We start from the raw sequence: 6,944 nt of genomic DNA, 5'->3' as shown, positions 1-6,944 counted from the left end.
GTGTGGGGGCGGTGTCGGAAGAAGGCACCAGAGTGGGCGCGTCGGTCAGGGACATGGCCGGCCGTTGGGTCAGATCATCACGAGCCGGGTCGGAGGGGTCCAGGCAGGCGTCCCCGGCGGGGCGCTTCGCCCTTTGGCATATAGCACGATACATGAGGATGAGCAAAACGCCTCTATTGTGACCATCCACGGCCTAAGCCGTGACCAGCACACCGCTGGAGCCGGCGCCGGAACGGCCCGTCGCCATGGGCTAACGCCGCGGGCAGGACAAATATTCCAAGCCCCCGCGAAACCGCCAGAACCCGGAAGGATAAGGGCATCCCCAAGGGTGCGCGGACGGCTCCGCCCGCCCGTTTTCGGGGACCGGGAACCAGTTGGCACACTTAATGAATTGGTAAGCGGACACTGCCATGTTTTGTATCTAAACCATTCAGCCTCATCCGGAGTTTTCCCGACCATGAGCCTGTTCAACCATCTGCGGGTCGGCACCAAGATCACGGCGGCGAACGCCGGGGTTCTTCTCTTCCTGGTCGCCATCGGCGGCATCGGGGTCTACGCCCTGACGGACGCGAAGGACGGCTTCGCGACCTACCAGACGCTGGCCCGGCAGACCACGGAGGTTGGACGCATCCAGGCGACGATGCTGGAGGTCCAGCTCCAGGCCAAAACCTTCCTGCTGACCGGCAGCGAGGAGGCCGCCCACACGGTGGACTCGCTGGCCGCCGATCTCGACGGGCGGATCGACGAGGCCAAGACCCTGTTCACCGAGCCGACGTTGAACCGCACGGTGACCCAGATGGACAACGAACTGGGCCAGTACCGCGAGGCCTTCACCCGCATCATGGAGTTCCAGGCGACCCGCAACGAGGCGTCGGCGGAGCTTGTGGACCTCGGGGCCAAGATGGAAAAGGCGCTGAGCGGCGTCATGGATAGCGCCTATGAGGACGGCGACACCGAGGCCGCCTATCAGGCGGGCATGGCGTCGCGGCACTTCCTGGCCGCCCGCAACACCGCCAACCGCTTCCTGACCGACGGCTCGGCGGAGAGCGCCGACATCTTCCGCAAGGAGCTTCAAAAGGCCCGCGAGCGCGGCAACGCGATGCTCGCCAAGCTGACCGAGCTGGAGCGTCGCCGCGGCGCCTCGTCCTTCCTGGCCTACCAGCGCGTCTTCGCCACCCAGTTCGAGAAGGCGGTCGTCGCCACCACCAAGCGGGACGAGCTGGTCGCGCAGGTGCTGGAGACGCTCGGCCCGACCGTCAACGCGCGGGTCGAGCAGTTGCGCGACGCCAGCGCCCGCCAACAGGCGGCGCTCGGCACCACCGCCACGGAGAACATCGACCGTGCCCGCACCGTGACAACCGCCGCCGCCGCGGTCGCCGTCCTGCTCGGGCTGATCTCCGCCCTGCTGATCGGGCGCGGCCTGTCGCGGCCCATCGTGTCGATGACCGACACCATGACCCGGCTGGCCGGCGGCGACCGCAGGGTGGAGGTACCCGGCCTGGGCCGCGGCGACGAAATCGGCGGCATGGCCAAGGCCGTCGAGGTCTTCAAACACAGCCTGATCCAGGCCGACCGCATGGCCGCGGAACAGGCCGCCGAGCATGAGACCCGCCGCGAGCGGTCGGAGCGCATCGACTCCCTGACCCGCGAGTTCGACCGCATGGTGATGGAGGTGCTGTCCCGTGTCTCCTCCGCCGCCACCCAGCTCAACAGCACGGCCCAGGGCATGTCGGCCACCGCCGAGCAGACCACCCGGCAGGCCAGCGCCGTCGCCGCCGCCTCCACCCAGGCGACCGCCAACGTGGAGACCGTCGCCGCCGCCGCCGAGGAGCTGACCAGCTCGATCCAGGAGATCAGCCGGCAGGTCGCCCAGAGCAACAGCATCGCCGGGCAGGCGGTCAGCACCGCCGAGCGGACCGACGCCACCGTGCGCGGGCTGGTCGACGCCGCCCAGCGCATCGGCGAGGTGGTGCAGCTCATCAACGACATCGCCAGCCAGACCAACCTGCTGGCGCTCAACGCCACCATCGAGGCGGCCCGGGCGGGCGAGGCCGGCAAGGGCTTCGCCGTGGTGGCGAGCGAGGTCAAGAGCCTGGCCAACCAGACCGCCAAGGCGACGGAGGATATCTCCGGCCAGATCGCCGGCATCCAGCAGGTCAGCCGCGAGGCCGCCGGGGCGATCGCCGAGATCGGCCGCGTGATCGGCGAGATCAGCCACATCTCCACCACCATCGCCGCGGCGGTCGAGGAGCAGGGTGCGGCCACCCAGGAGATCAGCCGCAACGTCCAGCAGGCCGCCCGCGGCACGCAGGAGGTGTCGGGCAACATCGCCGGGGTGACCCAGGCGGCGGAAGCCACCGGCGACGCCTCCCGCCAGGTGCTCGACGCCGCCGACGGGCTGACCGGCGAGGCGGAGGGGCTGCGCGGCTTCGTCTCGCGCTTCCTGACCGACATGCGGGCCGCCTGACGGCTTCGTCTTCCCCCCTCCCCCATCCGATTGCGGTGGAGGAGGGGTTTTTCTTGCGCCACGCCGGCCCTGTTGGGCAAATAGGGGTCATTGCGCACCCCGGACTGCTTTTCCCATCATGATCCTGACCCCGATCCCGGCCGAGACGATGCCGGAGGCCCTGGCGACCTTCGAGCGCCTGCTGGCCGGCAAGCCCCTGCCCCTCGCCGCCTTCCGGCGCATCGCCGCGACCTGGCCGGTGCCCGGCGGCGTCGACACGCCGGAGCAGCGCGCCGACGCGGTGCGGCTGGCCCACGCCCACGGCATCGGCACGCTGGACGAGCCGCCGAACGCGTCCTTCATGTGGGACGGCGCGGTCATCCGCACCGACGTGGAATCGACGGTCATCGTTCATGAGGTCGCCCACTGGCTGGTCGCAGCACCCGAGCGCCGTCCGCTCTACGATTTCGGCCTGGGTCCGGGTCCGGAGACGACGCTGCGCAAGGAGGCGCGCAGCCAGCAGAAGCTGACCTTCGAGGACTGCATGCACGAGGAGCAGCAGACCTCCCTGCTCGGCGTGCTGTGGGAGGCCGAGCTGGGCCAGCCGGCGATCCTCGCCTTCCTGGAGCAGAACTGGATGGAGCGCTGGGAGCGGGAGAGCACCGCCGCCTTCTTCATCCGCCATGTCGAGGAACTCTTCACCCGCGGCCTGATCGACGCCGAGGGCCGCCCGTCCACGGCGCGCGCCTGGGCGGACAAGCGGGCGGACGAACGGAAACAGGCCGCCTGACCTTTGCGCTGCCCATAAATCAATCATAATTCCTCTGGAGGCTGGACCGTCATGACCCGCAACCTGCTTACGCTGGCCTCCGCGCTGGCCCTGCTTGCCACCCCGGCGGCGGCGGACACGCTGAAGATCGGCATGATCACCACCCTGTCCGGCCCCGGCGCGGGGCTGGGCATCGACATCCGCGACGGCTTCGCGCTGGCGGTGGAGCATGCGGGCGGCAAGCTGGGCGGGCAGGACACCCAGGTCATCGAGGCGGACGACCAGCAGAAGCCGGACGTCGCCGTCGGCCTCGCCAACCGCATGGTCGAGCGCGACCGCGTGCAGATGGTGACCGGCGTGGTCTGGTCGAACCTCGCGCTGGCGATGCTGCCGACGCTGGCCGGCGGGCAGACCTTCTTCATCAGCCCGAACGCCGGCCCGTCGCAGCTGGCGGGCGCGCAGTGCAACCCGTACTTCTTCAACGCCGCCTACCAGAACGACCAGATCCACGAGGCCGTGGGCAAGCATGTCCAGGACGAGGGGTTCAAGAAGGCCTATCTGATGGCCCCCAACTACCCGGCGGGCAAGGACGGTCTGGCCGGCTTCAAGCGCTACTACAAGGGCGCGGTCGCGGGCGAGGTCTACACCCAGGTCGGGCAGCTCGACTACGCGGCGGAGCTGGCGCAGCTCAAGGCCGCGGCGCCGGACGCCGTCTACGTCTTCTACCCCGGCGGCATGGGCATCAACTTCATCAAGCAGTACGAGCAGGCCGGGCTGAAGGGCGCCGTCCCGCTGTTCGGCCCCGGCTTCTCCTTCGACCAGGACATCCTGTCGGCGGTCGGCGAGTCCGCGCTCGGCGTCAAGAACTCGGCGCAGTGGAGCCCCGACCTCGACAACGCCGCCAACAAGACGTTCGTCGCCGACTTCAAGGCCAAGTACGGGCGCATTCCGTCCATGTACGCCGCCCAGGGCTACGACACGGCGCTGCTGATCGACACGGCCGTGAAGGCGGTCGGCGGCAACCTGAAGGACAAGGACAAGCTGCGCGCCGCGCTGGCCTCGGCCAAGCTGCAGAGCCTGCGTGGCGAGGTGGCCTTCAACACCAACCACTACCCGATCCACAACATTTACCTGCGCGAAGTGGTGAAGGGTGCGGACGGTGCGGTGACCAACAAGACGGTCGCCACGGTCTTCGCCAACCACGCCGACGCCTACGTCAAAGACTGCCCGATGAAGTGAGGCGCAGGCAGGACGCCGGAGAATGGACGCGCTCCTCCTCGTCGAACAGGGGCTGAACGGGCTTCAGCTCGGTGTGATGCTGTTCCTGATGGCCGCCGGGCTGACGCTCGTCTTCGGCATCATGGACCTCATCAACCTCGCCCACGGCACCTTCTACATGGTCGGCGCCTACCTGACGGCGGCGCTGGTGCCGGTGCTGGACAGCTTCCCGCTGGCTCTGGCGGCGGCGGTTCTGCTGACGGCGCTGCTCGGGCTGGTGGTGGAGGCGGTGGCGCTGCGCACGCTCTACCGCCGCGACCATCTCGATCAGGTGCTGGCGACCTTCGGGCTGATCCTGTTCTTCAACGAGCTGGTGAAGATCATCTTCGGCCCGGTCCCCATCTTCCTGAACCCGCCGGCGGCGCTGGCCGGGACGGTGGACCTGTTCGGGCTGACATACCCGGCCTTCCGGCTGGCCATCCTCGCCGTGGGCCTCGCCGTGGCGGTGTTCCTGTGGCTGCTGATCGCCCGCACGCGGGTCGGCATGCTGATCCGCGCCGGCGCCACCAACCGCGAGATGGTGATGGCGCTGGGGGTGGACGTCCGGCTTCTGTTCGGTCTGGTCTTCGCGCTGGGCTGCGGGCTGGCCGGGCTGGCCGGCGCCATGGCCGGGCCGGTGCTGGCCGTTCAGGTCGGTATGGGCGAGCAGATCCTGATCCTGACCTTCGTGGTCATCGTGATCGGCGGCATCGGCTCGATCCGCGGGGCGCTGGCGGGCGCCCTGCTGGTCGGGATGGTGGACACGCTGGGCCGCGCCCTGCTGCCCGCCGCCTTCCGTCTGGTGATGGACGCCGCCAACGCCAGCGCCGCGGGGGCTGCGCTCGCCTCCATGGCGATCTATGTGCTGATGGCGGTGGTCCTGGCGATCAAGCCCAAGGGTCTGTTCCCCGCCCATTGATCGGGAGCATCACGCCCCGCCATAAGCCACCGGATCGGCCAGCCCGGCCTCCTGAAAGCCCTTCAGCCGCAGCAGGCAGCTGTCGCAGGAGCCGCAGGCGGTGCCGTCCGGCGCCGGGTCGTAGCAGGAGTGGGTCAGGCCGTAATCCACCCCCAGTTCCAGCCCGCGGCGGATGATGCCCGCCTTGTCGAGCGTCATCAGCGGGGCGTGGATCCTGAACCGGCTGGTGCCCTCCACCCCCGCCTTGGTGGCGAGGTTCGCCATGGTCTCGAAGGCGGCGATGTACTCGGGGCGGCAGTCCGGATAGCCGGAATAATCCAGCGCGTTCACGCCGATGAAGATGTCCGACGCGCCCAGCGTCTCCGCCCAGGCCAGGGCGAAGGACAGGAACACCGTGTTGCGCGCCGGGACGTAGGTCACCGGGATGCCCGTCCCCAGATCCGCCGCGCTGGCGTGCTTGGGCACGTCGATGGCGTCGGTCAGGGCGGAGCCGCCGAAGGCCCGCAGGTCGATGTCGGCGATGACGTGGCGGTCCACCGCCATGGCCGCGGCGACGCGCCTGGCCGCCTCCAGTTCCACCGCGTGGCGCTGGCCGTAGCGGAAGCTGAGCGCGTTCAGCCGGTAGCCCTGCTCTCTGGCGATGGCCAGCACCGTCGTGGAGTCCAGCCCGCCACTGACCAGCACCACCGCGTTCCTTGCGTCCATGTCCCTGCCCTTTCCCCATGCCCACCGGCCGGCCCGGCATAATCCCGTCCTGCCGGCGGGTCAACGGCCATGGCCGCCTGCGCATGGCCGCTCGCAGAAGCCCAGCCACGGCCAGCCGACGGAGCCGCTCCGCACCGCGCCCCCAAAATCCTCGGCTGTTGTTTCTTCGGTAATTTCCCTGCAAAATTGTCGTTGATACGACGAACATTCAGAAGGCGGAAATACGCCGGCAGAATGGCTTGCGCCGGTCGCAAGGGAGCTATTGCCGTGAATGCGATCCATTCGTCCCCCTCCGCCCAGGAAGGGCCGTCGAATCCGCCTGCTCCGGCCCCACTTCCCACTGCACCGGCGCCACGAAGGCGGCGGACTGCCGGTCGTCCTGCCAACGGAGCGACGCGGCCTTTCGAGACCGGGCCCGCGATATCCTGTCCAGCGGACAGACCATCACCGCCGGCGCCGTTCATCTGATCGGTCTGGAGGACATCCGGGACCATCTGGGCAAACGGTGGGAGACCGTGAAGGACCGGGTGCGGGACTACACGGGCCGCCTGCTCGAAAAGATCCTGTCCCCGCAGGATGGTGGTTCCGGCATGGGGAAGCCCGGTTCATCATCGGCGAGGATTCGGAGGTGCCGGAGCATTATGAAGCGCTGCACCGAACGCCAGCTCCTCCAGCGGTCGCGGCGGCGCCACCACGACACACCCTTGGGCTAAGCGGGCGGGGCCAGGCGGGCCGGCGCGACCTTTTGTGTTCAAGCCCGCCCATCTGTGCGAAAAGACGGGCCTGCTGATTGGCCCACCGATTGGTTGGCCGCCCCACTGTTCCGGCCCTCAATGCCCCCGACCTGT

General features: G+C 68.9%; 5 protein-coding genes. 4 read left to right on the top strand and 1 reads right to left on the bottom strand.

What is annotated here, in order from left to right; translation table 11 throughout:
- Positions 1 to 457 precede the first annotated feature (457 nt).
- The 4 genes from GBZ26_RS25225 to GBZ26_RS25210 all read left to right on the top strand — a co-directional run bounded on the left by GBZ26_RS25225 (position 458) and on the right by GBZ26_RS25210 (position 5,391).
- Entirely contained in the window at positions 458 to 2,467 is a 2,010-nt protein-coding gene (locus GBZ26_RS25225) for a HAMP domain-containing methyl-accepting chemotaxis protein (protein WP_174441195.1), read from the top strand.
- A gap of 118 nt (positions 2,468 to 2,585) precedes the next feature.
- Entirely contained in the window at positions 2,586 to 3,236 is a 651-nt protein-coding gene (locus tag GBZ26_RS25220) for an elongation factor P hydroxylase (RefSeq protein WP_174441194.1), read from the top strand.
- A 51-nt stretch (positions 3,237 to 3,287) separates the two neighbouring features.
- Positions 3,288 to 4,454 carry an ABC transporter substrate-binding protein gene (locus GBZ26_RS25215; RefSeq protein ID WP_174441193.1) on the top strand — a complete coding sequence of 389 codons (1,167 nt, stop codon included), beginning with the start codon at positions 3,288 to 3,290 and terminating at the stop codon, positions 4,452 to 4,454.
- 22 nt (positions 4,455 to 4,476) lie between these two features.
- Positions 4,477 to 5,391: a branched-chain amino acid ABC transporter permease gene (locus tag GBZ26_RS25210; RefSeq protein WP_174441192.1), complete on the top strand. Its 915-nt coding sequence runs from the start codon at positions 4,477 to 4,479 to the stop codon at positions 5,389 to 5,391.
- A 9-nt stretch (positions 5,392 to 5,400) separates the two neighbouring features.
- Here GBZ26_RS25210 and queC read toward each other — a convergent pair whose 3' ends face one another.
- Positions 5,401 to 6,096, bottom strand: coding sequence for a 7-cyano-7-deazaguanine synthase QueC (gene queC / locus GBZ26_RS25205; protein WP_174441191.1), 696 nt, complete (start codon positions 6,094 to 6,096; stop codon positions 5,401 to 5,403).
- Positions 6,097 to 6,944: the final 848 nt, after the last annotated feature.

The organism is Azospirillum formosense (assembly GCF_013340925.1).
GTDB lineage: Bacteria > Pseudomonadota > Alphaproteobacteria > Azospirillales > Azospirillaceae > Azospirillum > Azospirillum formosense.
Note: the sequence above shows the minus strand (reverse complement) of the source record. Positions and strands in the feature narration are given on the sequence as shown.